The organism is Campylobacter sp. W0066.2 (assembly GCF_024723515.1).
In the GTDB taxonomy this organism is placed as follows: domain Bacteria; phylum Campylobacterota; class Campylobacteria; order Campylobacterales; family Campylobacteraceae; genus Campylobacter_D.
Genome location: NZ_JANQCV010000048.1, coordinates 1 through 566 on the forward strand (window position 1 = coordinate 1; position 566 = coordinate 566).

1 protein-coding gene is annotated in these 566 nt (G+C 24.7%); it reads right to left on the minus strand.

Annotated features, from left to right (window positions below):
* Positions 1-566, minus strand: a 566-nt coding sequence (locus CAMP18498_RS07925) for a glycosyltransferase family A protein (RefSeq protein WP_337198269.1), incomplete at both ends; no start/stop codon positions are given.

The following is a 566-nucleotide window of genomic DNA, read 5'->3' on the forward strand; positions in this document are numbered from 1 at the left end:
TTTTCTCTAATCTGTATACCATTTTTAAATTTAAAATTTAACGAGTGGTTATCTTTATATATTCTTTGTTTTTCATGATAAAAAATTATATTACACCCTATCATACAAATATCATCATCTTGATGGGCTGATAAAAATTTATCTACTTCATAAAAATAATTTCTATCCAAAAAATCATCCGGATCAGTAAAAGTAACCCAAGAGGTTTTATAATTGTTTTCCTGCATATACTTTAAACCTAAATTTCTAGCACTAGCTTGTCCACCATTTTCTTTATAAAGATAAACGATGTTTTTTGGGTATTTTTTTTGGTATTTTTTAATAATATTTGCAGAATTATCAGTAGAACCATCATCTACTAATATTATAAAGATATTTTTTTTAAAATCAAGTCTTTGATTTATGATAGAATTAAAATAATCATCTAAATATTTTTCTACATTGTATACAGCTGAGATTATTGTATATTGAGCAAAGCCTTTATGTTTTTTAGGAAGGTATTTGTTGTATACACCACTCAACCAGAAAACTTTTTTTTCTATAGCATCTTTGAAGAATAGTTTTGG